The following is a 25,711-nucleotide window of genomic DNA, read 5'->3' as shown; positions in this document are numbered from 1 at the left end:
TTCCCCCACCTTCATCATGCCTGTACCATTGCTGTTGAACGCAGTAACGCATGTAATCGCTGTTCGATACCGCCGGACTCTTCAAACGGCTGCCGTCTCATCCGATGAGGTAAGACCAGGTATGCGGCTTCCTGCATATGTTCATGGCTAATTGAATCTTGGCCCCGCCATGCTGCCAGGGTGAGCGCTGTTTTGATCAGGGTAATGTCGGATCGATGCCCCTCAACTTCCAGCGCAATTCCGATTATTGCTGCCAGCTCCAGCATGTCGTCTGTAACGTCAATCTGATCCAATCGCTCCCTTGCCTGAAGGATCTGATGCAGAACGCGCTCCTGTTCGGCCTCATAATGCGCTGAAAATGTTGCAGGGTCACGCTCAAAATCCATACGTCTGCGGATGACAAGGGCGCGCTCGCGAACATCCTTCTCTCCGCCGATGTCGACCGACAGAGCGAAACGGTCCAGTAGCTGCGGCCGCAGGTCACCTTCTTCCGGGTTCATCGTTCCCACCAACAGAAATCGCGACGAATGAGAATAGGAAATCCCTTCTCGCTCTACCGTGTTGATCCCCATTGCAGCCGCATCCAGCAATACATCGACAATATGATCGTCCAACAGATTGATCTCATCGATATATAAAATATGACCATGTGCCGCAGCCAGCAGACCCGGTTCGAATTTCTTCTCTCCTGTCTTGATTGCGTGCTCAATATCGAGAGCACCAACGACGCGGTCTTCCGTTGCACTTACAGGCAAGTTAATGACTTTTAGATCAGGCATGAGCCCAGCCAATGCCCGTACAGCTGTAGATTTTGCCGTTCCTTTCTCACCTCGGATCAAAACACCCCCAAGCTTGGGATTTACGACGTTCAAAATGAGCGCCAGTTTCATTCTCGATTGACCTACAATGGCTGTAAATGGATATTGCAGCTTTACGTCTTTCAAACATCACAACTCCTTATGGCTTCATTAATCCCGTTACTCGGGTCGTGACACGACAGCGAAAGGTCCTGTGTCTCAATCCGATTCATGCCTTTTTCCTCCTTAACAGATACAGGAAAAAGGGCGCCCCCAGCACACCCATGATGATTCCGACCGGTAGCTCCATCGGGGAGAACATAATTCTTGCCAGCGTGTCGCACATCGTCAGAACGGCAGCGCCCAACAGCGCTGTGGAAGGAATCAGAAACCGGTAATCCCCTCCGACAAGCAGCCGGGCGACGTGCGGTATGATCAGCCCGACGAATCCCAGAAGGCCTGCAATGCTGACCGCACTGGCTGCAAGCAGCGTTGCGACCGCAGTTATCCATAGTCGGGAAAGTTCCACCCGTATCCCTAAGCTCCGGGCCGTAGCATCTCCAAGCAACATAATGTTCATTTGCTTGGAGAAGAGCATCGAAAGAGCTAGACCGATCAAAGAGTAAGGGAGGATGGTTGATAGGTCAGGCCAGCTTTTAGCTGCAAGCCCGCCTACCATGAAGAGCAAAGCCCCTTGCACCCTGTCGCTGTAAAAGGTGAGCATTGCAGATATCCCAGATCCCAAAAAGGCGGAGACTGCTACACCTGCAAGGACAATTCTGAGCGGATTTACTCCGTCTTTCCATGACAACAGATAAATGATGAATGCGGCAAGCGTCGCTCCGATGAATGCGGCAGGCGTTAACAGATAATCATACTGCGGCATAACGACAAGCAGGAAAATCCCGAACAGCCCGGCCCCGCTAGAGACCCCAATTATATGGGGATCTGCCAGCGGATTTCGCATAATTCCTTGCAGCAAAGCTCCTGAAACGGCAAGGTTCGCTCCAACAAGCATTGCAACAAGCGTTCGTGGCAGTCGGATATTCCAGATAATCTCCCGGTTCACTCCGGGCAGATCATGTTGCAATACGGCCGCAGCAATATCTCGAAGCGGAACCATAACGGCGCCGGTGGCTATGCTAAAAAGGGAAGCTGCTATCGCTAAAACCATGAATATGATGATCACGGACACAGAGCGAATGGATTTATTCGGCATCACCGAAGATCTCCGGATACACCAGCTTGGCTAAATACTTCAGCGATTCATCATAGTGAAGGCCTGGATTCGTGAGGAATAAATCGGATGGTACGACAATCACTCGCTGTTCTTTGACAGCTCCTATAGAAGCCCATGCAGGATTGCTCTCGAGTTCCTCCTTAATTTTCTTATCCCCCACTGCCTTTTGTCCGTGGATGATCATAAAGATATAATCCGGATTCTGCTTCGCAAGCGTCTCCATGCTGTAAGGGGACGTGGTTGGGCTGTCAGGCGATGTTGCTAGGGTCTCTGCCACGTTGCTCAGGCCAAGCATTTTGGCTATCTCCAGTCCTGTTGTTCCGTCCTTCTGGATGGAAATTCCACCGGGGGTGACGTTTAGATTGATAAAGGTACGATGATCTCCCGGCAATTGCTGCAGAACTTCATTCACCCGGTCATCTAATGTCTTCAGCTTTTCCTGCAGCTGTTCTTCCGTCCCGGCAATCTTCGTCATCCATTCCGCCTTTGACTTCATATCCTCGTAGCTGGACATGCTCATTAGCGCCACGTCAATGCCACTGCTCTCCAGCGACTTTACAAGCTCCTTATGAAAACGTGCTTGCCCGATGACCAGATCCGGTTTTAAAGCCACCACCTGCTCCAAGCTAATCTGACTTACGGTCCCGACAGACGCTACCGCTTCCGCCTCTTCAGGGATCGAAACGCCCAGGGCTTCCATCCGCCCTACCGCTTGTCCTCCCACAGCATACAGCAGCTCAAGGAATTCGGGTGACAGCACGACGATTCGTTCCGGACGCTGTTCGAGCGTAATCGTACGATTCGTCGCATCTTGGAAAGTGATATTAGCTTCGTTGACTGCTGGGGGCTCGGTTTCTGTTTCCGATGACTTCAGTTCTTTTTGGTCATGAGCTTCTGTCTCCTGGCTGCCTGAAGTTTCGGTTCCACTGCACGCTGACGCAACAAGTGCGAATACGACGATAATACAGATCGTCAAGATGTAATGTGTTTTTTTCTTGTTTAATTGCAAAGACATGGACTCGTTCTCCCCTTATGACTAAATCCTTTGATTTAGCAGCTAGTAACGACATTCTATGTAGAATGTAATTTTTACGATTATAGAAGATGCTTATTTGCTTACCGCAATGATGCAGCAGAATTCTTTGGCATAATGATTCATTAAAGTACAGAATCTCCGATTGTGCCGAATAAAAAAGGAGGACAGATCATAGCGGTTCCTGGATGGCTCGTAAGTAACGAGCAAACGGTGTTTCATTCGCTCCATCGCGAACTCGATGAATGACTTTGCCTGCACCGAGGAAATGAAGGTGACATACGCATAGAGCGAGTGGTCTTCCGGCTCATCCAAGAGGCTGACTCCTGCGCAGGAATACTCTGTCTGTATCCCTGCTCGTTTGAAATACATACATGCAGGAAGAAGTTCTGCGTCAAGTTCTGTGTTGCCTAACCAGACTGTCTGCTTTTCCCGCCTTCGCTGCTTGGACAGCTTCGCCCATTTCCCCAATTCCATCTCTCGGCGGTTCCACTGATTTCCGCTATGCGTACTTATCACTCGTTCTACTTCTTGATCGATGATCCTAACCCTTTCCGCCATCTCTGACCTCCCTGTCGGCAATGATGCCTGCTTCAGTCCTTCCATTCTGGTCTAGCAGTAGCATGTGTTTCTAATGAACTTTCACAATCCGTGCAGTAACCGAAAATATCGATTTTGTATTTCAGTGATCGAAACTGCTGGGGCTTGGGTAACTCCATCTCCTCTGGATCAAAGCTCATCGGAATGGTTTGTTTACAATCCATGCATATAAAATAAAGCAGCGGCTGAACATGGTCGATTATGCGATACCGCAATTCATTATCCAACACGAAAATCTCAACGATTCGCAATTGCCTAAAAAGCTCAAGATTCCGATATACTGTACCGTAACTCAATCCATGAAAGGTTTTCTCCATGGCTTGGTATATCTCTATGGCTGAGAATGGACGGTTTAATCCTAAAATCAGATCAACAAGGAATCTTCGCTGCGTTGTAATTCGCACGCCATGCTCAACCAGGTAGTCAATCAATTTATCGAGCTGCATGTCAGGATTCAACCTGATCACCTGCCTGCTACTATCATGATATGATTTATGTTAGACAATTTTAGTACGCTAGCCCGCGATCTTATACCCAATGTGGCGTCTTACCAACTGGACTTTTTCACGCCTGGAATTTGTCCTTTGTGGGCCAGCTCGCGAAACACGATCCGTGACACGCCAAACTTGCTAATATAGCCTCTTGGTCTGCCGCTAACCGCGCAGCGATTGTGAAGTCGTGTCGGGGAGGAGTCACGAGGAAGCTTCTGCAGTCCCTCATAGTCCCCTTTTTCTTTTAGCTCCCTGCGTTTTTCAGCATATTTGGCCACGACTTGCTGTCTTTTTCGTTCTTTAATGACCTTGGACTTTTTTGCCATCTAAAACAATCCTCCTCTATTCTTAAGATTTATTCATTTAAAGCAGCTTGCAGGGCTTGGAGATTTTGTTGCATGATTGTAATATAATCAAGTTCTTTTGCGATATCTTCTTCCGTCAAGCCTTCAATCGGATTCAGTACGGCTGTGGATGCTCCGATTTCAGTTGCAATCGTTTCTGCGACGTTTGAGGCGACGAGCGTTTCAAAAAAAATAGTGTTTACATTGTTCTCCTTGGCAAATTCAATGATCTTCGCCATTTGCGAAGCCGATGGCTCTTGATCAGGGGACAATCCAGCGATCGGTATCTGGGTTAAACCATATTCATGGGCCAAATACCCGAATGCAGCATGCTGGGTGATGAAGTCTTTTCTCTTGGAATCCTTCAATCCTTCTTTAAACTCCTGATTCAACGCCTCCAGCTTGCTTACGTAGGCATCAGCATTCGCTTTGTAGGCATCCTTATGCTCAGGATCTGCTTCAGCCAAGCCTTGTTCAATATTACGGACTTGCTGAATAGCAAGAGCAGGCGAAAGCCACACATGGGGATCAAGACCGCCGTGATCATGATGATGCCCGCCTTCTTCGCCATGGTCATGCGCATGTTCATCCTCGTGGCTATGTTCGCCCTCTGTGCCATGGTCATGAGCATGTTCTTCTTCGTGGCTGTGTTCGCCCTTTGTGCCGTGGTCATGAGCATGTTCTTCTTCGTGGCTGTGTTCGCCCTCTGTGCCGTGGTCATGGGCATGCTCCTCTTCATGGCTGTGTTCGCCTTCTGCGCCATGGTCGTGGGCATGGGAATGCCCTTCGCCTTCCATGATCTCTATTCCTTGACTAGCCTCAATTACCTTTAGATCACGATCTTTGACGCTTTCCAGTACCTGATCAATCCAACTCTCCATACCTGCACCGTTATACACAATCACGTCAGCATCAGCAATGCCTGCCATATCCTGCGGCGTAGGTTCCCAGTCATGCGGTTCAACCCCTGCCGGTACCAAATTCTCAACATCCGCTAAATCGCCAGCCACTTGGCGCGTAAATTCATACATCGGATAGAAGCTTGTTTTAATCTTTAATTTTGTTGCTGTTGATGTGTCTGTTACTTGGCTATCCGTTGTATTCATGCTTCCATTGGATTCACTTGGCTTGGCAGAGCCGCAGCCCGCGACAGCCAATGCTGCGGATAATGAAAAAGCGGCAAAGATTCGTTTATAACTCTTAATCATGATTAATAACTCCTCTTACTTTCGGTTTGTTTATTTGTACGGCTCTTCGATTTCGCAATTGCAGCAGCTTCTGAACGAATACAGCTATGAGCAAGAACCCTAACAAAATGAGAGCAATCGTGCCACCGGGCGGCGAATTCAAATAGTAGGAGGCGGTTAACCCCGAGAAAACGCCAACCCATCCTGTAAGGACGGCTACTCCCATGGCAGCTAAAAATCCGGGAGCAATCCGGAGCGCTATCGAAGCTGGAAGTACAATAAGTGCCGATACTAGCAATACGCCAACGATTGGCATGGAAGCAGCGACCGTCATGCCTGTAAACACGGCGAATGAAAACGAAAGAAGCGAAACCCGAGTTCCTGAAATTGCAGCAGTCTCCTCATCAAAGGCGAAGTTATACAGGGGCCGGCGAAAGGCAACAAAAAACACCAGCCCTAATGCGGCTACGATGGCAATCAGTGCTAGTTGTGTATCACTGACCGCAACGATGGATCCAAAAAGGTAGGAACTGAAGCTTTTGTTCAAATGCGGATTCAAACTCATCAGGACGACGGCCACTGCCAGTCCGGAGGTCATGATAATGGCTACCGGCACCTCGGTGTAGGTGCGGTATACCCTTCGAAGCTGTTCAATGACAAGAGCTCCGAGAATGGCGATGACAAATCCGCTTATCGTCGGATTGAGATGCAAGAACGATCCTAGTGCCACCCCTGCCAGCGATACATGGGAGAGGGTGTCAGCCATAAGCACCTGCCGACGAAGCATTAAATATACGCCGAGGATCGGAGCGATTACACCGATCAGGCCTCCTGCCCAAAACGCACGCTGCATGAATTCGTAACCAAGCATCGCCATCCCGTATCCTCCTTTCGTTCCAGATGGACGACCCGGTCCAGGTATGGATCGATTTCCTCCAATGAATGGGTGACCATGATCACCGTTTTGCCTCTATGTTTCACATAGTGATCCAGCAGCTCGTATAACTCTTTACGGCTCGCTTCATCCATCCCGGTTGTTGGTTCATCAAGGATCAATGCCTCCGGCTCCTGAGCCAATGCTCTGGCAATACAAACCCGTTGCTTCTGACCCCCTGACAATTCGCCAATCTTATGGTTGCGATATTCCCACATCCCCACCTCAATCAGGCTTTGCTTGACGGCCTCATGATCGCTGGCTGCAAACCGTTTGAACAACCCGAGACGATGATAACGGCCTGAACGAACGAGTTCGATGACTTTACTGGGGAAACCGGCGTTAAACGAAGCCACAAGCTGAGGAACATAACCAACCGTTATTGGTGATCCGTCCTCCGATACACGATTCATTTCAATCGTTCCGCTCCAAGGCTTGATCAAACCCAGCATCAATTTAAGCAAGGTCGATTTCGCTGCACCATTGGGGCCTGAAATAACGATAAATTGCCCGGTATGGATATCCAGTGACAGGTTCTCGATGACGGTTCGATCTCCGTATCCAAACACGACGTCGCGCATGGAGGACATAATCATTTCTATCTCTTCCTTCCTCATGACAGAACATTCAACACTGTCTTGCGTAATAATTACGATTAATGTCGATACTTATATTATCGTGTCTCGCGATGTAACGTATATCTTTTCAATCTAGGGCAATACTTGCGCATTTCCAAACGCTCCGGATGATTTTTCTTATTTTTGGTTGTCGTGTAATTGCGATCTCCCGTTTCAGTGCATGCCAATGTAACGATGACTCTCATATTTTGCATCCTCCTTATTTGTAATGTTTACGATTAGTAATACTACCCTCTATGTGTATCTTTTGTCAACCCATCTATCGGATTTATGACATCTATTAATGAGCAGCGACGGTTATTGGATTATACTCTTCAATAGCGTTCTGCATATGCTTCATCTGAAGAGGCATTCGCTCAATAATCGCTTTTCGTTTTGCTTTTAGTACAATTTGTTCAATATCAGCAAAGCTGCACCTTGCAAGCTGCTGGCAAGTTTCAGTGAGAATTGACGGATCATATTCAAATTCGCCAATGAGAATTTCAATGTATAACTTCCTTTGCTCCAGCTCAGGCACGGTATAGATTAACTTCGTATCGAATCGGCGCCATATAGCCTGATCCAGATCCTTTTCCAAATTGGTGGCCGCCATTATAATGCTCCGGTCTCCAAAATCATCCAAGCATTGGAGCAACGTATTTACAGCACGCGCCATCTCCTTGACTTCATCGTTGTTATCTCGAGTCCGGGCAATGGCATCAAATTCGTCCAGGAACAGAACACACGAAAATGTGCTGGCATAATCGAATATTTTACGGATATTGCTTCCGGTTTCCCCTAAATGACTGTGGATGATTGCGTCCAAGCGTACCAAGACAAGTGGAAGTTCAAGGACCTTAGCCATGTAAAAAGCCGTTAAGGTCTTTCCTGTTCCTGGAGGGCCGTACATGACAATCTTGTTTGGAACCGGCACGCCATGCTGTTCAAACTCCTCCCTCATCCCTAAAATTTCAACAAATTCTTTTGCAATTCTTTGATTGATTTCTGACAAAATGAGATGCTTTGCCTTTTTGGCACAGTCTTTGGGAGAATATAGGCTTGCCATGTCAATTCCCTTCGCACGGGGAAGACGCTGACTCGTATTACTTTTGCTCATCGATAGTTGTTGCTCCTTCGGTGTGTATATAGATGGATGTAACCCGGTTTAAGTAACCCATATAACCTCTTGGGCATCAATTTCTACCTGCTCCAGCACCTCTTCAAAATCATTGCTGGGAGAAATAGACGAAACTGGGATCCATTCACTGCCGTTCGGCTTGGCATAGACTCTCCATGTACCATTGTGGAAATGGAATTGCACTAGCTCGGTAGACATCCACTCCCGTCGATCCCAATCGGGTCTTTCTTCCGAAAGAATGACGGTATCTTTAGAAGTCCGATACGTTAGCCGAACAGACGCTCTAAGATCCGCAGGTACTTTCACGGCAATGTAACCCTCGAGAATTGAACAGATCCTTTTGTACGTAAATAGGTCCACGCTAAAATACCTCCTATCCCTCGGTTTATTCTTCTAGCGCGCTGTTCACATGATTTTGAATCAATAGCCGCTTCATCAGCTATGCAATCCAAGGTAATGGATTCTCAAAGCGCGCCCAATTCAAGCTCATTTCCTCATCGGTAAGCAGACACAGATCCAACGCATCCTCAACATTCTCTCGATCCATGTCGATCCCGATCATCACCAACTCGGTTTGCCGGTCTCCCCAATCGGTGTCCCATTTCGCCTGTACATCCTCCTCGGTTCGTAAAATCTCCTCTCTTTCCGCTGCAGGAAGCGCGGCAACCCAATATCCGGCGGGTCCAAACTGAATCGAAGGTCCGGCTTGGCTTAAGCTTGCCGCAACATCTCCATCTGCAGCCAACCACACCAGTCCTTTCGCTCGAACAACCTGTTCAGGCCATTCCCCCATGAATTCAGCCAACCGGGAGGGATGAAAGGGTCTTCTGCGGCGATACACGAAGGAGCTGATACCATACTCTTCGGTCTCCGGGACATGCGTTTCTTTTTGCAATTCATGGATCCATCCTGCTGACATGCTTACCCGTTCAAAATCAAACAATCCCGTATTCAAGATCTCAGACGGATCGACTTGCCCATTCCGGGTACGAATGATCTTGGCGCGCGGCTGCAGCTTCCGAAGGACAGCTTCAAGCTGGTTCAATTCCGCGTCATCCACGAGATCACATTTATTTAGCAGCAGTACATCGCAGGTTTCGATCTGATCGATAAGCAAATCCACGACATCACGATCATCTTCGCTTCCCGCGCCCTGATTGCGGTCCAGAAGGCTCTGACCGGATGCGAAATCCTGCCAGAATCGATTGGCGTCCACGACGGTGACCAAACAATCGAGCTTGGCCAGATTCGTTAAATCAATCCCTGTCTCTTCGTCGGCATATGTAAATGTCTGAGCGACCGGGATCGGTTCGCTGATGCCTGTGGATTCAATCAGAATGTAATCAAACCGTTGCTCAATGGCGAGTTTTTCGATTTCCTTCATTAAATCATCTCGCAGCGTGCAGCATATGCATCCGTTGGACATCTCGACCAGCTTCTCTTCCGTGCGGGATAAGGACGCCTCTCCCTTAACCAGCGCTGCATCAATGTTAATCTCGCTCATGTCATTTACAATGACAGCGACCTTCAGGCCTTGCCGGTTATTCAGTACGTGATTTAATACCGTCGTTTTTCCCGAGCCTAGATACCCGCTGAGTACCGTTACGGGGATTTGTTGTTGTGTCATTGCATTCTTCTCCTTGTGACTTGATATTGGACTTAAAATAGATTAACCCATATTATTCGTAATGATTACGATTTATAACAACCCTAATATAATTCCTTTTATTCAAAATGTCAAACGTCTATATTTCGATACATCACGTCCTTAGAATCACAAATTATCTTGGCTCCAAAAAAAACACAGCGAATAGACCAAAGATGATATGGATCCCTGGTCTACCAGCCCTTGATTTTGCAAGCGTTGAGCAATACCTTATCCTTCGCGATGAACGATGGAATGGGGCAGGAAGATAGGCATTCCCGCCACAGGATCCTTTAACACCGTAGCGTGTATTCCGAACACTTCCTGCAGCATAGCTTCAGTCAGCACTCGATCCGGCGTACCATCCCGTACAACCCGCCCATCCTTTAGAACAACCATTCGATCTGCGTATCTCGCCGCCTGATTCAAATCATGAAGCACAACAATAATCGTAGTCCCTCTCTCTTGATTCAGCCTTCTAACGAGCTCCAATATTTCCAACTGATGTCGAACATCCAGGAATGTCGTGGGCTCATCCAGCATTAACACGGGAGTCGACTGAGCGATCGCCATGGCAATCCACGCTCGCTGCCTTTCTCCCCCCGAAAGGGAATCCAGCGGCCGCTGCTCGAAAGCTTGCATGCCGGTAACCTCAAGCGCTTCTTCGATCGCAGCATGATCCTGCTTTTTCAACATCCGCAGCGGACCTACGTGAGGATACCGTCCCTGCTCTACCAGCTCTCTGACCGTTATGGCCATCGGAACCTCCGGTGACTGAGGGAGTATCGCCATTTTCCTTGCCAAGGCCCTCGGAGATTCTTTTGCAATGGCATGCCCATCCAAATATACACACCCTTTCTGCGGCATAAGCAGCCGTGCCATGGTTTTAAGCAGCGTGGATTTGCCGGATCCGTTGGTGCCCAAGAGCGCGGTCACACCACCTGATAGGATATCCATAGACAGCTCTTTGAGGATGGGTTTGTCGTTATATCGCAGCTCTATTTTCTGAGCTTCCAGCAAGGGTTTTTGGGATTGATCTTCTTTCATCTTCGTCTCTGTCTCCTTGTTCGTTGAAACATTTAATGTGATTTTCTTTTTTGCTTAATGAGATACAGAAAAAAAGGAGCCCCCATAAAGGCGGTAACTGCCCCTACCGGAAGGGAAACTTGCGAGCTTAAACCGAATACATGCAGCTCGAACGATACGGCCTGGGCAATGACATCGGCGCCAAGCAGCAGCACGCCTGTGACGACCGTACTGAAAGGGAATAATCTTCTTGCATCTTGGCCTACCAGTCTCCTTGCAATATGAGGACCGATAAGACCAATAAATCCGATCGCGCCAACAGCTGCAACCGCACCGGCGGTCAGCATTGCCGCCAGGATGAGCATCATCCATCGCATTCGGCGAACAGGCACGCCCAGACTAGCCGCCGTAGACTGCCCCAATTGCAACGCATTCGCAGCTCCAGCGCTAAGAAGACCAAGAGGGATGATGGCTAATGCCCAAGGCCAAAGCATATCCCAATGCACCCATACCCGGCCATTAAGGGAGCCGATCATCCATAACAGGATGCTGCCGACCGCTTCCGTATGCCGGAGCAGGATTAACGACGTGCAGGATTGCAATACACTGCCCGTCAGTATTCCGACTAATGCAAGCCTGGTGATATCCATTCCCTTACCAAGACTTAATGCGTTAACAAAAAGGACGGTGCCGATGCCGCCGGTCCATGCAACCAAAGGAAGATACCTCGTCGCATCCCCTAAACCGTCAGCAAATGTGATCCAAATGACGATCATCAACACCGAGCCTGCCGATACGCCGAGTAATCCCGGCTCTGCCAACGGGTTGCGGGTTATGGACTGAAGAATCGCTCCTGCCAGGCCCAGCATGGCGCCCGCTACAAGCGCAATCAAAGTCCTTGGGAGTCGAAGCTGCCATATGATTTGTCGATGATGTGCCTCTTCATGTACGTTCGCCAATACACGCAGAATATGCTGCGGTGAAATCACCACTTTGCCAAATGCGATATGCATGACACACAGAATCAGGACAAGCAGCAAAGCTGCCATCAGTCCGATCTTATATGTCATCTCATAGGGATTGCGATTACGGATCAGCTTGTTCATTCTGAAGACCGCCCCCCAAGCTTACGCAAAAACAATGCGATAATAACAGGTCCGCCGATTAGAGTCGTCCAAAGCCCGACAGGCACTTCCCTGGGCATAAACACGGTTCGTGCCAGAATATCGGCCGTTGTTAACAGGACGGCTCCGAGCATTGCCGAGAATGGAAGAACGAACTTTGCGTCATATTGCTGTGATAAGCTCCGTATCAGGTGAGGAGCGATTAAGGCAATATAGCCAATAGGTCCGCACTGGGATACAACCGCTGCCGTCATCGCGCAGCAAACGATGAGCAGATAAATACGCATCTGCATGACATGAAGTCCCAGTCCTTCGGCCGTCTCGCTCCCCAAGCGCAGTACGTTCAAAGATCTGGCGAAGCTTAGGGAAAGGGGAATCGTAACGAGCGCCCAGGGCAACAGATAACCGACATGAGTCCAATTGCGGTTCGCCAAATTCCCCATCAGGAACGTAAACAAGAGGCTCGCACTATTGGATGACCCCATCGTAATCACCCATACCACCAATCCGTTCATGATCGCAGTGACAGCAGCGCCGATAAGGATAATATGTATGCCTCCATTTCTTCCCCCGGCTGCCAAGATAACCACAGCCCCGCCTATAAGTCCTCCAAGAAGGGCAAACCATGGCTGCATGCCATAGGAGACGGGAACATGTAAAACCGTAACGAGAGCCATCATAAACGAAGCTCCCGAAGAAACACCTAACAACTCCGGACCTGCTAATGAATTTCGAAGTCCATCCTGCAGAAGAACGCCGCATAACCCCAGCATTGCTCCGGCCATGCATCCTAGTACGATTCGGGGAAGCCTGATCTCCAGAACAGACACCCTCTCGAGTTCGGTCCCCCCGTTAAAGAACAGCAGCTGCTGCAAGCTTGACCAGGATATTTCCGGGTAGCCGTGCTTCATGCCTATTGATATCACAGCAGCCAGCATGACAAACAATGCAAAAAAAAGGGGCGCCCCCCCTATTTTTGCTCTCTTGATTACGGTGGGATCGATACGCTGCAAAGCTATTCCACCGCTTTCTTATAAAGCTCGGGATACATGTTGCTCATCGCTTCGTCTAATATGATGCCGAGCGACCGCGTTCCTCTGCCGCTGGCCCATACGGTGTACGCATCTCATGAACCTGTCCATTCTTCACCGCGCGGAGTCTGGACCACAGCGGGTTCGTCTTGAATTGCTCGGATAATGGCTGTGCATCTGGGCTGAACGTGAAGGTCTCGACAAAAATATAATCCGGATCGTTCTCAAGCACCTTTTCCAACGAATAAGCCATCCCCCCTGCTTGATGGCCGCCATCTGCCTCGGGTGCGGGCCATGGGTATTGCGTGACTTCCGCCAGCATCGAGCCCACAAGTGACCCGGCCGTATCGATCCCGAAATTCACATCGGAACCGTACATTACCAACGCGGTTTTATCCTTCGGACTATGTTCCTTGTAGAAGTTGAATTTATCCAGCAAGCGCTTCTCGGCCGCTTCGGCTTCCGCTATTCTCCCGGTCAGCTGGCCCATATGCTGCAGAAACTCGATCGATTCTTGCATACTCCTAGGCTGGACGATGTATAGCGGAGCAATGCCGGCTAAGCCTTCCCGCAACCCTTCATGGGTTCCTTCCAATCCGATGACAAGATCCGGTCCCGCCAACGAAATATCCTCCAAATTGGGTTCAAAGAAGCTTCCTCCGATTTGTCCGAGGCTTGCTGCTTCCTCACCATAAAACTCCGGTTCTGGCGCAAGTCCACCTGCAGTTACCGCAGCGGGTTTCAATCCCAGCTCAACCAGGGCATCTACGCAGATCTCTGTTAAACACGCGACCTTCTCCACCGGCAAGTCAACGGATATCTCCGTTCCGGTTACATCCTTGAATGTCGCTTCGGCGCTTTTTCCTTCAGCATTTGACGCTGCCTCTTCAACATCCGTTCTGTCCGTTGCAGTTTCAGTCCCCGTTTCTTGAGGCTGATCTTGTGGAGCACTGCTGCAGCCAGAAATAAGTGCTGCAATTATCAAACATACAATACCTAGTCGTTTGCGCATGGGTTACATCCCCTTTTGATTCAGTGTAATTATTACGATTAATACGGACGAAGCTATGTCCTTTGTACATTTTCTTCTTCACTGGCCCGGCTTCTCGAAGCCTTCCTATCTCTGCGCCCATATGCAAAGACAATCATAATCAGCCCCAAGGCAGCACAGATCAAGTACATGGAGGAGTAAGATAGAACATCGGCGATCGGTCCCATAACGACACCGCCCAAAGATACACCGAGATCGGCCATTGCGATAAACAAGCCTATCAATACATTGCGGCTTTGTTGAGGCAATACAAAAGATAAATAGGTTGTTAGTGTCGGATACAGAAGCGCCTGCGCAATGCCCATAACAATGGCCCCTGCGTACAGAAATAGAGAACCCCATAGTTGAGAAATACTGATGCATAGGGAAGCGAGGGAAATGAGAAACATGATTCCCATGACAAACCACGAATGCCATCTACCATCGGAAGGGATTCTTTTTCTTAGCATGAAACGAGCAGCGACCACAACAGCGGCTTGAAGCATCAAATAGATGCCGGCATGGCCGCTCTCCAGCTGAGAGCCGTACAGCGGCATAAACGTGGTTACCGCTCCAAACACGATTGAAGACGAGAGCATCAGTACACTGCATTTGAACATGAGTGGATTTTTTATGATCTGTCCAAAGGACTGAAATACCCCTGAATTCGTGGTGGGCGTATCGGAAGATCCCGTTGCCGGGTCCATTTTGACTGCGTAACCGAATAGACCGGTACTGATAGCAATCAGGATTAAGATGATCGATATGGAGTCCATCCCGTTCGTTTGCCAGAAACCTATAGCAAAAACAGGACCGATAATGCCCGGAATATATGAAAATAAAGAGTAAAAAGAGATGCCTTGAGAACGATCTTTCTCTGGCAAAGCGTCAATAATGCCAATCTGTAGCGCCATCGAAAAAAATGCTGTTGAAACACCCTGCAGTATTCGTGCAACCAAATACCCGCCTAACCCGGTGAATGAATACAGTATTAAAGCAGCAGCATTGACTAAGAGAATAATGCGAAGCACTCTGATTGGCCCGTACTTTTGGATCCATTGGCCGGCCCACGGCCGAAAAAACATGGTTGTAAACATGTAGGCGCCCATAATAATGCCGATTGTTGTACCGCTTGCTCCCCATGCAGCTCCCTGGAGCGGTATGATGACGTTCAGAATGGCATTTGCGCTGAAATATAGCAGTGTAAGCAAATATAAACGCAGAAATGGCCAAGACATCGCTCCACTCATCATTCAATCCTCCTGCGTTGAAAATGTCAAAATGTAATCAAGTGATCGATCAGTCGCTTGGCATAGTCCGATTGGACCTGTTTTAATTGCCCGACGTGAACGGTCTCCTCAACCTGACCACTTTTAAAAATAAGGATCCGGTCGCAAAGGTAAGCTGCTGCTTGTATGTCATGGGTAATAAAGACATAACTCATCTGATAAATTTCTTTTAGTTCCTTTAATAATCGTAGAACTTGAATCTGAACAGATACATCCAAGGAACTCACGGCTTCATCGAGTACAATGCACTTTGGCTCCGTTGAAACGGCTCTTGCGATGCAAACCCTTTGCACTTCCCCCCCGGACAACTCATGAGGATATTTTTTTTTGTACGAGGAATCCAACCCGACTCGACTCAACAGAACGTCGATTTTGCCTCGAAGATCGTTTCCGGGTCCCCTCAGAGCTCTCAATGGTTCCATGATGGCTTCTTCTACCGTAAAGTATGGGTTAATGGAAGATGTATAATCTTGAAATACTGCACTGATATTGCCCAATCTGGTTTGTCGGTGCGTCACGTTGTTCCCTTCGAAAACGATCCTTCCACTATCTGGCTTCTCGATGCCCAAGATGAGACGTCCAAGCGTTGATTTTCCGCTGCCGCTTTCTCCAATAACACCAAGACACTCGCCTTTCCCGCATTCAAAGCTTACGTTCCTGAGAATGTTTTGACGTTTACCCGTCATCCATCCGCCAATGCGGTAGGATTTATCGACGCCTTCGACTTTCAGCACGGATTACTCCCCCTTCATGATGGAATTGAAATGGTTGCTCAGCTCGAGGCGAGTAGAAACCAAGTATTGGGTGTATGCGTGGTTCGCTGATGTAAATACCGTTTCGGTTGCGCCCCTTTCAACAATCTCCCCGTTTCTCATCACAATCACTTCGTCCGCAATCTTCCTCACAACCCCCAGATCGTGGGAGACAAATATCATAGAACTGCCCGTGCGTTCGCGAAGCTGAATTAATTGCTCGAGCACTTCATATTGAGAAATCGTATCCAGTGCCGTTGTCGGTTCGTCCGCGATGATAACGTCGGGTTCAAGGACCAATGCCAATGCAATCATTAATCGCTGCAGCATCCCGCCCGACAATTGGTAAGGGTATTTATTCATGATCTCCTGTGGATCATGAAGCATGACACTCTTCATGGCACTTATCATGATGGATTCCGCCTCGCTTTTACCCCAGCCGAAATGCTGCTTTAGCGTTTCCTTGAAATGCACACCGACTACGCATGATGGATCGAATGCGCTCATTCCATTCTGCATGATCATGCAAATATATTTGCCGCGTCTTTTTCTCATTTCCTTCTCCGGGAGTAGGGTTAAATCATCCCCTTTAAACAAAATATTCCCGGATTGACGAATACCTGGCTTGTGTAATCGGATAATCGACCTGCATGTCATGGATTTACCGCTTCCGCTTTCTCCTACGATGGCCAGACAGGTGCCTGACTTGAGTTGAAACGAGCTGTTATGGATGATCTCTTTACCATCTTTCGCGTTCCAAACCCTCAGTTGATTTACCTCAAGCATATTCATAGGCTGGTTTCTCCACCTCTGCATTTCTTTGCATTCTTCCTGAGTTCATTCGTTTCGGATCCAGCGCATCCCGAAGTCCATCCGCCAAAAAATTAAACGCTAAGACGGCAATTACAATGGCCAGCCCAGGAGCAAGCATGAGTTCCGGACGCGAGAACATTACCTCTCTCGCCTCATTCAGCATCATTCCCCATTCGGCGTTCGGGGCCTTTATTCCCAATCCAAGAAACGATAATCCTGAAATTTGCAGGATCATCGAACACATCGAACCGCTTGCGGTAACTGCAATATCGGAAAATGTCACAGGGACAATATGTTGAAGGATAATCTTGCGATTGTTGATGCCCGCAGCTTTTGAAAACTTGACATAATCCATCTCGGAATACTGCATGACCGATGTCCTGATGACGCGGGCAAACCACGCCCATTTCATAGCAACGAATGCAATCAATATGTTCCCGAGACCCGCCCCCAGAATGCCCACGACCGCTAAGGTCATGACATACCCCGGAAAGGATAGCATAATATCGCATAGTCTCATGAATACCTTATCTGTTTTCCCGCGAAAGTAACCTGAGATAAAGCCTATAATCGCCCCCACGCCTACGGATGCCAAGAGTGCAACTAAAACCCAAAGAATACTGGGGCGAATGCCGTATATCAGCCGGGATAGAATATCTCTCCCTAAATGATCGTTACCAAGCCAATGAGGCCAGGAGATTCCCCCATATCGAAGATTCATATTTACTTCGTTAGGATCATGTGGAGCGAACACGGGGGCTGCGACGCCTACGATTATGATTGCTGCAATTACAATCAGAGACATGCTGGCTAGCTTGTCATTGCTTAAATTTTTTAGGACTCTCATTAGATTTCCTTCCTTAGCTTCGGATTCAATGCCGCATTAATCAGATCAGCCAGGGTGTTAAACAATACAAAAGCTACAGCCATAATAAGGACATAAGCCTGTATGACTGGGAAGTCTCTGCTCAGAATCGACTTTATGCTTAGCCGACCGAGTCCCGGCCATGCAAATACATTTTCGATAACGACCGTACTTCCCAATATAATCGGAATGGCCATGCAAAATATGGATACAGCAACCTGCAAGGAATTTCGTAAAATATGAACGGTGATCTTCCTCTCAGGCAAACCACAAGCTCTCCCATAGACAACATAATCTTCGTGTAATTGAAAGAGCATGGAGCTTCTTACGTTTCTGAAGTAAATGCCTACATAAGCCACTGATATGACCGTCACCGGTAGAATGTAGCTTTGATAAGAATCCATCCCACTTGTCGGTAACAGGTCCAAATGGACGGAAAAATACCAGATCATAAGCGAGGCCAGCCAATAGGAAGGCATCGCGGTCAGAATGAAGGACCACCCTCTGATTGACCGATCCAATAACTTACCTTCATTGAGTGCACAAACAACCCCCAAGATGATGGAGAGCAAGATAATGAAGGCCGATGAAATTAAAGTAAGTTTTAACGTATTGAGAAACGCCGGGCTTATCAAAGACCAAACCGATTGCCCCGTTACATAGGACTCTCCAAAATCCAGTTGAAGACAGGCTAATACCCAGTCTGCGTACTGTTTAAGGAATGGCTGATTCATTCCCAGCTCCTCCCTCGTTTTGATAATCAGCTCGTCTGTGATTTCAGGGACCTCTTGGGCGCGAAGCACTACTTCCACAGGGTCCATCGGAGACAGATTAATCAATAGGAAAGTCAAAAACGATATGACCACCAGAATTGGAACGGACAATAATAGACGTTTAATAATATAACTTCCCATACATGTCTCCTTATCGAATGATGATCTGTCCTATTCAAAATACATGCGTTCAAATGGGAGCTCGAATTGCGTTTGTTTGAAACCAATCCCTTTTAATGCCTTAGGTGCGAGCACCGTAACACTGCCATTCGAAATCGGGATAAATACGGCCTCATCATGCACGATCCGCATGATCTCCGCGTACAAATTTGTCCGATTATCTTCATCGGTAGAAACCATTACCTTCTGAATAAGGTTGTAGAGGTCATCTGCTTCCTCAATTCCCTTGGTAGTGTGGAGATAAGAAGCTTCCGAGGTGAAGGCCGAGATGGTGCTTTGAGGATCATACGCCAAACCCCAAGTTTGATTGAACAATAATTCATAATCCCCTGTAGATCGGCGATTCGCAATGGATGTGGATTCTTCGCCGATAATATCCAGTTGTAATCCTATCGACTTTAAAGTATTTTGAATAAATTCAGCCTGTGTTTTTTGTGAGGAGGAGTTGCTGTCGTAATATAATTTCATAGCCAGCCTTTGACCCGACTTACTTCTGACGTCATCGCCCCCGGCTAATTTCCATCCGGCTTGGTCCAGTAAAAGCTCGGACGCTTCTACATCATAACCCCGCTCCTTTAATTGAACGTCTGCATAATTGACGTTGGATGAGAACAATCGATCCGCTTTTGCTTCTGTGCCTTCAAATATGTCCTTGCTGATGGTTTCCCGATCTATTGCATACCAGATAGCTTCCCGGACGGCGGTTTCGCTTATCGGGCTTTCCGATTGGCTGCTGTTGGCAACGATCATTTTTGTATTCATGGCGTCACTTCGGACGATTTGGTAATTCCCCGTATCGACCAAGCGGTTCATCGCTTGTACATCGAGGCTGTCCGCGCCTCGGTCATCAGTGAATACGAAATTCACTTCTCCTTTTTGCAAAGCGAGGAACGTAGTTTCACCGGCCGGAAGTACTTTTGCAGTAATTTTCTTGATTTTTGGCATCCCACTCCAATATTCCTCATTGGCGGTGAAGGATGCATACTGGTCGATCTTATGTTCCTTGAATATGTATGGACCTGTGCCGTTGGAACCACTCACGCCATTCTTTGTCTCACCTTGAATGAAGTCTTTGGGGGAAATAAATACATAGGGTCGCGTCATGGACAGTTCGACCAGTGCAGGATAATATGATTCGCTCAAATTGATTTGGACGGTGTAATCATCCAGAACGGTTACACTGTCTATTTTGGAGGATAGTTTTATCCAAGCGTGCTTGTCGGCATTACGCTGGACGGCATCGATATTTTGCTTGACCGCTTCGGCATTAAACGGCTCTCCGTCATGAAACTTCACATTTTTTCTTAAATGAAAGGTATACACTTTTCCATCTTCCGAAACGTCCCATTTTTCAGCTAACAATGGTTTTATGCCCTCTTCTGTGTTCTCTACCAAAGACTCGTACACCATCCCCTGAGCTGGCATGGAACCCGTGTACAAATGAGGATTCATGTCATGAATATCTTTCGCAGTTGCATAAATAATCTCATCTTGGATTGCCGCCTCACCATTCTTACCCTGAGTTGCTTCACCACACCCTGCTATTAGTGCAACCGTGATAATGTACATACAAACCTTAAGAATTCTGTTCACCCTATCCCTCCTAAAAATAATTAATGTACTGTTAATGAATTTCTTTCCCAGACCCCTCATTGATCCCCCTATCTCTTCCCATTTTTACTCAGTGCAACTTAATTGTAATCATTACTATTTAATTCGAAAAAAATATAGCATGTCATCATAAAATAGTCAACAAATTCTTCCAAGGAATTTTCTATATATAAATTAGAGGACAGCGCCAGTTGACATCGTAGCTTTAAAAATTTTCGTAAGAAAGAGAGCGTATGGCATGGTAGCCTTTACGCTCTCTTGTTTTTACAACTTGTTTTTACAACGTAGATAGTAACTGCCTTAGGAATGCAACCTTTAAACCTAGCCCGATATACCGGACTCATGCTTATTATTTGAATGACGAGGTGGAACCGTAGTTGTAGCACAAATTTGATGATAATCAAATGGCCATTTTTTAGACGCGTGATCTGAGTGGATATGCTTTTTGTACTATACTTACCCCATATTTTAGCTGGAATTAGAACCACCAATGAACAAACAATGTACAAATAGTCAACATTATTCTTGCTCTACTGCGCTTTAGTTGAGGTAAAATACAGCGGCTTTTTGGTGAGTTACCTTCTTTTAGCGATCGTTTCCCCTTAGTGCAATTACCTAGTTGATCATTTTTATCAATTACGATTAACCATTTCTCGTTGTGAAAAAGCGCTTTAATTGGATCTTTTGAACTCGTTTTTCGGAGGACCCTGAATATTATGTCTCGCCTACTGTAATGACCGCTATTCCCTTTTTGCGTCCTGTTTCTGCGTATCTGTGAGCCTCGGGGATCTGATCCAACGGGTAACACCTGTCGATAACCGATTTCAATTTCCCCTTTTCCATAAGCTCTTTGAGGAAGTGCAAATCCTTGGTGCTGACTTTCGCTATGCCCTGACCATCCACGGACACATAGGTTCCATTAGGAGCTAAGGCTTTGGAGGATATCGCTTTTGAAATTTTCCCAACGGCATCAAAGATAACATCGTATCGCTCATTTCTGTTCACAAAATTTTCTGTGGTGTAATCAACGACCAGATCAGCTCCCAACGACTTCACCAAGTCTATATTTGCAGTGCTAGTAACACCAGTAACCTTTGTACCAAAGTACTTAGCGAGTTGAACAGCTGATGAGCCCACTGCACCAGAAGCTCCATAGATAAGAACCTTTTGTCCACTCTGAATGTTCGACTTTTTTAAGAAATATAGGGCCGAAAGTCCTCCGAAGGCAAAGGCCGCTGCTTCTTCATAAGTTGAATTTATGGGTTTCATGACTACCATTCCGTCTTCATGGAGACACGTATACTCGGCGTAAGTACCGAAGTTCATTCCTTGATACGCGATAATCTCATCGCCCTTTTTGAATCGTTTAACGTCTTTACCTACATCTTCGATGATTCCAGATAACTACTATCCCTAAATGGGGTTTTTGGGCTTTCTGAACCCAAGCACGTATCGCATTGGAATCCACAACATTAGAGGAAAGTCAGAGCTGCGAATTCGAACATCCATTGACGCTACGGAGGTTGCACGAATTCTCACCAGTACTTCGTTTGCCTTCGGAACTGGCTTGTTAACCTCTGTTAGTTGTAAAACGTCTGGTGATCCGTATTTAGTGCAGATCATCACTTTCAAATGGGTTACCTCCTTGGCCACAACTTAAGCCTAGTATATTGATCTCACCACTGTTCGGGATAGATACTAAAGTATTGTATTTAGTGGAGAGTTAACAACAGATCGAGTTTACGAGCACGTGCTACAGCCTCGGTCCTCCGCCGGATCTCATTATTAATTGGAAATGTATCAAAGCGGTAATATCGATACAAGCTTCTGTTCTCGGTTCGGGACAAGAGCTTGTACCGATAAAACAAAAATCCGTTAAATTAACGACTTTCAATGGGACCATGATCTTGTCCCCTGACAATTGTCTATTGACAAGAACTTGATAGCATAAATATAAAAAAGCCGCTTCATCAGCGGCATCTAATGTTATCGTGTTTTTGTCACCCGACATCTACTGACATAACCATGAAATTCTGGGGTATTTGGAAATAACGCGTTGCAGCACTGTTAATCGGGAAGATTCCTTTTTTTCAGCATATACCAGTAAATCTTTTGTCGATCAGTCAATTATAACCTCTCCTATCACAATAACATAAAAGGGGTCCATTTAGATCTTGTTTTAACCTCTTAAAAGAATGGTTGTTTTTTGAATATCCCCGCCATGATCAATATACGCAGACCATATTGGGAAAACCTCTTTGAAGAATACATTTCCTAAATCGGTTAAATCAGAGCTTCGCAGTTCCAAGTCATCCTTGAGCGAACCGTCCACATGGAAAGATTCTATAACAATTAACTTGTGCTCTCCTAAATTCATTAGCACCGTTGTCATTGCAGTAACTTGCTGACGATAAGACAAGATTTTTAACAAACAATTGTGGGATAACTGTATCTTAATATACTCATGCGTATCACCTCGCCACTGGCTGCATTTTCAGGTCCATTATTTTCTTATTATAACCTAATTGGATGTGAACGAATTGTGATGTGATCCCCAAAAAGCCGCTGAATCGCTGATAGCAGCTTTTCCATATGGTTAATCTTTAATTCTCCGTTAAAGTTTTAATATTGTTTAGTCGTGACAAGTAATCTCATCCATCTTTAAGTCTTTCTATCTGACCAGCTCTAATTTGCGGGGGATCGGATTTCATTACAACGTATTCACCTTTGTCATTCGTTTTGGGGGTTACATTAACTTTTTCGCCTATCCTTAGCTCATTATAGAGTTGGGAATCCTCAACAATGTAATTGATTATTTCGATGTTATTCTTTTTGAGGTCAGCAAAGGTCTTACTTTCAGAATCCTTCTTTGAAATATTCTTCGCTACTAAGATTCTTTGTTCTTCTTTCGAGATAATATAATCCCCCTTTTTGGCTTCGGGCGAAGCACTGCAACCACTAAACATACATAAGGCAAGTACTAAAGCTGCTCCTAAAGCTAACCTTCTCAAAATTATACCCCTCCTCGTATAATCCAACCTACTTCTTAGACGAAAACCGGAATAAATTTGTTGCGTTAAACTGCCCGTTAGCCGATAGTACCGACAGCCCATTGTGGTAATACGCGGTTCCTTTGCTATTGAATAATCCATTTTTGGTAAATTCCAAACCAACAACAGATTTAGCAAAGGAACAAGCGTGAATCATGAAATATACATATACATATCCACTGCCAGACTAAGGAACCTTTTTTACTTCTTAGCCTTCATCTTTGAATGTCAAACCAGGGAAAACCGTGTACGATGCAAGACTCTTTGCTGATCTAACAATTTTCTTAATTAGATATTCATCCACTTTCGAAGGTTTCGGGGTTACATCAATATCCCATGTGTTTTCAACAGGTGACGAGAGACCAACATAAGATACAAATTTAACTCGTACCTTATACTCGCCTCTACCGTCTACTGTGCCCGTCTTTTTCGCATCGATGATGTCATGATCCAATAATGAAGGATAATTTCCGCCTACAGGAACATAAACTTCTGGGGTAATGAATGTCTTATCGAAACCTTCAACAACAAGACTCTTAACTAACTCTTCATCCTGGCCATCGTACCCTAGAATAAACTGATCAATCACTCTCTTGACCCCAGCCCACTCCTCGCCATACATATCATTAAGGGACTGGTTCCAAACATTGTTTGTTACTGGAGCATTAGAAGTTCCTTGATTGATGGATACTGTCTGTGGCTTGGGATCCCATGAAACATTGGCCCCAAGTGCCTTAGAAATGGTACTGATTGGTACCATCACTCGGCCATTTACATTCTCAGGGGAAACATCAGTCACGATACTCTCCCCATTCACAACGATTTTAATTTTCCCAGACCCGAAAGCGTAAACTCCGCCCATTACCAACGAAATACTAAGGACTACAACTGGGACCGAGAATAACTTTTTTTGAATCACTACTAATACCTCCTCTAATGATTTGCATTAAGATATAAACGCAATCTATGTTCAATTAGTTTCCGAAAAATGTAAGAAACTATCTCTTATCATTAACCAGTTCACCTCATTCCTATGTTACGTCCATGTCCTACTGTGATTCTCATTTACATTTCTCCTGAAAATGATAATCCCCCTTCGAAAAAGGGGGATTCGACTTCATAACGAATATGATATATGACTTAACAATCGATTGAAATTCTTAGATTGGGGTGCAACCACCCTGCAGAAGTTGAACAAGATGTGTCGGATGTCTGCTAATAGTCCCTGCTATTCTATAGATCAACGGAGGTCGTTGGATGAATATGCTCTAAAACTTGAGTGGTGCATTAGACTACATCGAACAGAATCTTGAGGAAGAGATTGATGAACACGAGATAGCAAAACGTGCTTACTGTTCTATTTTTCATTTCAAAAGGATGTTTTCATTAGCAAGTTGAGGGTCCTATGATACAAGTAGGTCCTGAAATCGAAGTGGGCGTAGAAAAACAGGTCGGTACAAGTTCTTGTTTTTGACTCGGGAATCAGCGTGTTCTAATGTTACTATGTTTTTGTCACCCGACATCCGTATTCGTATTGACTATAGCGTAACAGCTTGCAGCCAAATCTAAAGTATTTCTGTTTTCCTTAGACCGTTAGTTGAACAAAGGCAGCCGATCTCGTTGATCGGCTGCTTCCTTTGTTTCATTGAGCTATCGTTTCCCGTTAGCGTAATCGATACCTACTAATGCCGTCATAGGCTCTTAGTAAGTAAGATTTCCAAAGGCTCATCTTCAAGTATTAAGCACCCTGAATCTCGATAACCTAATTTTCTATAAAGATGTTGAGCCCCTTCATTGGCTAATGTGGAGGTCATAACCAGATTAAAACCTTGCTTCTTCATTTCACCTTCCCAGAAAAGAACTGCTTTCTTACCTAATCCTTTATTTCGATATGTATCATCAATCCAAATCATATTCATAAAGGGAGTGTTGTCCCAGAAAAAGCTGTGCCGAATCCAGCCAATGATACTATGTTCTTCATTCTGTAGAATATAGATCTCATTCCCCCTAATCTTCGGTAAAATTAAGTTTTCTAAGATATGATGGTCATGTTCCTTAATATATTCATAGTGCGAATCAGTTGCAGCAATAATTCTCATTATAATTGCTCCTCTGCATTATTTAATTCGATTACTATACAC

Annotated in this window: 27 protein-coding genes and 2 pseudogenes; 1 reads left to right on the top strand and 28 read right to left on the bottom strand. The window is 46.2% G+C overall.

Features of this window, described 5'->3' with window-relative positions:
- Window positions 1-14: 14 nt before the first annotated feature.
- The 27 genes and pseudogenes from DP091_RS19715 to DP091_RS19585 form a co-directional block, all read right to left on the bottom strand.
- Complete coding sequence (locus DP091_RS19715; RefSeq protein WP_220091178.1) at window positions 15-944, bottom strand: magnesium chelatase ATPase subunit I; 930 nt, start codon at window positions 942-944, stop codon at window positions 15-17.
- Between the two features lie 82 nt (window positions 945-1,026).
- Window positions 1,027-2,016: a FecCD family ABC transporter permease gene (locus DP091_RS19710; RefSeq protein ID WP_113059889.1), complete on the bottom strand. Its 990-nt coding sequence runs from the start codon at window positions 2,014-2,016 to the stop codon at window positions 1,027-1,029.
- Complete coding sequence (locus DP091_RS19705) at window positions 2,006-3,052, bottom strand: ABC transporter substrate-binding protein (protein WP_113059888.1); 1,047 nt, start codon at window positions 3,050-3,052, stop codon at window positions 2,006-2,008. The genes DP091_RS19710 and DP091_RS19705 overlap by 11 nt, the downstream gene beginning before the upstream one ends.
- A 93-nt stretch (window positions 3,053-3,145) precedes the next feature.
- Window positions 3,146-3,631, bottom strand: a complete 486-nt coding sequence (locus DP091_RS19700) for a hypothetical protein (RefSeq protein WP_113059887.1) — start codon at window positions 3,629-3,631, stop codon at window positions 3,146-3,148.
- A 32-nt stretch (window positions 3,632-3,663) separates the two neighbouring features.
- Complete coding sequence (locus tag DP091_RS19695; RefSeq protein ID WP_113059886.1) at window positions 3,664-4,116, bottom strand: Fur family transcriptional regulator; 453 nt, start codon at window positions 4,114-4,116, stop codon at window positions 3,664-3,666.
- A gap of 101 nt (window positions 4,117-4,217) precedes the next feature.
- Window positions 4,218-4,487 (bottom strand): 30S ribosomal protein S14, encoded by a 270-nt coding sequence (gene rpsN, locus DP091_RS19690; protein ID WP_113059885.1) that lies wholly within the window; start codon window positions 4,485-4,487, stop codon window positions 4,218-4,220.
- A gap of 29 nt (window positions 4,488-4,516) precedes the next feature.
- Window positions 4,517-5,713 carry a metal ABC transporter substrate-binding protein gene (locus tag DP091_RS19685; RefSeq protein ID WP_113059884.1) on the bottom strand — a complete coding sequence of 399 codons (1,197 nt, stop codon included), beginning with the start codon at window positions 5,711-5,713 and terminating at the stop codon, window positions 4,517-4,519.
- Window positions 5,706-6,569: a metal ABC transporter permease gene (locus DP091_RS19680; protein ID WP_113059883.1), complete on the bottom strand. Its 864-nt coding sequence runs from the start codon at window positions 6,567-6,569 to the stop codon at window positions 5,706-5,708. Before DP091_RS19680 ends, DP091_RS19685 begins: the two co-directional genes overlap by 8 nt.
- Window positions 6,515-7,222, bottom strand: a complete 708-nt coding sequence (locus DP091_RS19675; RefSeq protein ID WP_113059882.1) for a metal ABC transporter ATP-binding protein — start codon at window positions 7,220-7,222, stop codon at window positions 6,515-6,517. The genes DP091_RS19680 and DP091_RS19675 overlap by 55 nt, the downstream gene beginning before the upstream one ends.
- A gap of 77 nt (window positions 7,223-7,299) precedes the next feature.
- Window positions 7,300-7,449, bottom strand: coding sequence for a 50S ribosomal protein L33 (gene rpmG / locus DP091_RS19670; protein ID WP_007127873.1), 150 nt, complete (start codon window positions 7,447-7,449; stop codon window positions 7,300-7,302).
- A 95-nt stretch (window positions 7,450-7,544) separates the two neighbouring features.
- On the bottom strand, window positions 7,545-8,360 hold the full coding sequence (locus DP091_RS19665; RefSeq protein ID WP_113059881.1) for an AAA family ATPase: 816 nt from the start codon (window positions 8,358-8,360) through the stop codon (window positions 7,545-7,547).
- A 48-nt stretch (window positions 8,361-8,408) separates the two neighbouring features.
- Window positions 8,409-8,741 carry a DUF3024 domain-containing protein gene (locus DP091_RS19660; RefSeq protein WP_113059880.1) on the bottom strand — a complete coding sequence of 111 codons (333 nt, stop codon included), beginning with the start codon at window positions 8,739-8,741 and terminating at the stop codon, window positions 8,409-8,411.
- A gap of 79 nt (window positions 8,742-8,820) precedes the next feature.
- A complete protein-coding gene (locus DP091_RS19655) occupies window positions 8,821-10,008 on the bottom strand; it encodes a GTP-binding protein (RefSeq protein WP_113059879.1) in 1,188 nt (395 codons plus the stop codon).
- Window positions 10,009-10,257: 249 nt separating this feature from the next.
- Window positions 10,258-11,073, bottom strand: a complete 816-nt coding sequence (locus DP091_RS19650; protein ID WP_113059878.1) for an ABC transporter ATP-binding protein — start codon at window positions 11,071-11,073, stop codon at window positions 10,258-10,260.
- A 32-nt stretch (window positions 11,074-11,105) separates the two neighbouring features.
- Window positions 11,106-12,158 (bottom strand): FecCD family ABC transporter permease, encoded by a 1,053-nt coding sequence (locus tag DP091_RS19645; protein WP_113059877.1) that lies wholly within the window; start codon window positions 12,156-12,158, stop codon window positions 11,106-11,108.
- Window positions 12,155-13,189, bottom strand: a complete 1,035-nt coding sequence (locus DP091_RS19640) for a FecCD family ABC transporter permease (protein ID WP_113059876.1) — start codon at window positions 13,187-13,189, stop codon at window positions 12,155-12,157. Before DP091_RS19640 ends, DP091_RS19645 begins: the two co-directional genes overlap by 4 nt.
- Before the next feature lie 55 nt (window positions 13,190-13,244).
- Entirely contained in the window at window positions 13,245-14,219 is a 975-nt protein-coding gene (locus DP091_RS19635) for an ABC transporter substrate-binding protein (protein WP_113059875.1), read from the bottom strand.
- A 53-nt stretch (window positions 14,220-14,272) separates the two neighbouring features.
- Entirely contained in the window at window positions 14,273-15,487 is a 1,215-nt protein-coding gene (gene cntE / locus DP091_RS19630) for a staphylopine family metallophore export MFS transporter CntE (protein WP_113059874.1), read from the bottom strand.
- Between the two features lie 26 nt (window positions 15,488-15,513).
- A complete protein-coding gene (locus DP091_RS19625; protein WP_113059873.1) occupies window positions 15,514-16,260 on the bottom strand; it encodes an ABC transporter ATP-binding protein in 747 nt (248 codons plus the stop codon).
- Window positions 16,261-16,263: 3 nt separating this feature from the next.
- Entirely contained in the window at window positions 16,264-17,070 is an 807-nt protein-coding gene (cntD, locus tag DP091_RS19620; RefSeq protein WP_113059872.1) for a staphylopine uptake ABC transporter ATP-binding protein CntD, read from the bottom strand.
- Window positions 17,057-17,938 carry a staphylopine uptake ABC transporter permease subunit CntC gene (gene cntC, locus DP091_RS19615; protein WP_113059871.1) on the bottom strand — a complete coding sequence of 294 codons (882 nt, stop codon included), beginning with the start codon at window positions 17,936-17,938 and terminating at the stop codon, window positions 17,057-17,059. The genes cntD and cntC overlap by 14 nt, the downstream gene beginning before the upstream one ends.
- Window positions 17,938-18,870, bottom strand: a complete 933-nt coding sequence (gene opp1B / locus DP091_RS19610; protein ID WP_113059870.1) for a nickel/cobalt ABC transporter permease — start codon at window positions 18,868-18,870, stop codon at window positions 17,938-17,940. The genes cntC and opp1B overlap by 1 nt, the downstream gene beginning before the upstream one ends.
- A gap of 30 nt (window positions 18,871-18,900) precedes the next feature.
- A complete protein-coding gene (gene cntA, locus DP091_RS19605; protein WP_113059869.1) occupies window positions 18,901-20,478 on the bottom strand; it encodes a staphylopine-dependent metal ABC transporter substrate-binding lipoprotein in 1,578 nt (525 codons plus the stop codon).
- 756 nt (window positions 20,479-21,234) lie between these two features.
- Window positions 21,235-22,152, bottom strand: a pseudogene (locus DP091_RS19600) (NAD(P)-dependent alcohol dehydrogenase).
- A 547-nt stretch (window positions 22,153-22,699) separates the two neighbouring features.
- A complete protein-coding gene (locus DP091_RS19595) occupies window positions 22,700-22,912 on the bottom strand; it encodes a hypothetical protein (protein WP_220091177.1) in 213 nt (70 codons plus the stop codon).
- 259 nt (window positions 22,913-23,171) lie between these two features.
- Window positions 23,172-23,531 carry a DUF3221 domain-containing protein gene (locus DP091_RS19590; RefSeq protein WP_181469874.1) on the bottom strand — a complete coding sequence of 120 codons (360 nt, stop codon included), beginning with the start codon at window positions 23,529-23,531 and terminating at the stop codon, window positions 23,172-23,174.
- A 247-nt stretch (window positions 23,532-23,778) separates the two neighbouring features.
- Window positions 23,779-24,489 (bottom strand): copper amine oxidase N-terminal domain-containing protein, encoded by a 711-nt coding sequence (locus DP091_RS19585; RefSeq protein WP_113059867.1) that lies wholly within the window; start codon window positions 24,487-24,489, stop codon window positions 23,779-23,781.
- A gap of 356 nt (window positions 24,490-24,845) precedes the next feature.
- Between DP091_RS19585 and DP091_RS31965 the strand changes: the two are divergent.
- A pseudogene (locus DP091_RS31965) lies at window positions 24,846-24,956 on the top strand (AraC family transcriptional regulator); the annotation flags it as partial.
- Window positions 24,957-25,261: 305 nt separating this feature from the next.
- Here the strand turns inward: DP091_RS31965 and DP091_RS19575 are convergent.
- The gene (locus tag DP091_RS19575; RefSeq protein WP_113059866.1) at window positions 25,262-25,669 is read right to left on the bottom strand and encodes a GNAT family N-acetyltransferase; all 408 of its coding nucleotides are present in this window, start codon (window positions 25,667-25,669) and stop codon (window positions 25,262-25,264) included.
- Window positions 25,670-25,711 lie beyond the last annotated feature (42 nt).

The sequence above is a fragment of the Paenibacillus sp. MDMC362 genome (assembly GCF_003269305.1).
Classification (GTDB): domain Bacteria; phylum Bacillota; class Bacilli; order Paenibacillales; family Paenibacillaceae; genus Paenibacillus_AQ.
Note: the sequence above shows the minus strand (reverse complement) of the source record. Positions and strands in the feature narration are given on the sequence as shown.